General features: G+C 32.5%; 1 protein-coding gene. It reads right to left on the reverse strand.

Going from position 1 to position 243, the window contains the following annotated elements; all coding sequences use genetic code 11:
• Positions 1-15: 15 nt before the first annotated feature.
• On the reverse strand, positions 16-243 hold a 228-nt coding region (locus tag HMPREF2764_RS00575; protein ID WP_070526348.1), incomplete at its 5' end, for a SemiSWEET family transporter.

The following is a 243-nucleotide window of genomic DNA, read 5'->3' on the forward strand; positions in this document are numbered from 1 at the left end:
ATACTATTAGATTTGTTAGAGTGAAGTCAAAAAAGTGATTCCACCTAAAATAACACCGGCTGAATTTGGAATGATTAGTATCCAATCCTTCTTAGGTTCTTTTGTCCATCCATAAATAACCCAGATTAAGCAAGATATAGCAGCTGATAAAGGTTGAAATGGTTGAGCTTTATTTCCTTGTAAATTAGCGATAATTTGAGGTATGTAGGCAATAAATACTATAATTCCAATAAAGGCACCAAT

Source organism: Streptococcus sp. HMSC073F11 (genome assembly GCF_001810785.1).
Classification (GTDB): domain Bacteria; phylum Bacillota; class Bacilli; order Lactobacillales; family Streptococcaceae; genus Streptococcus.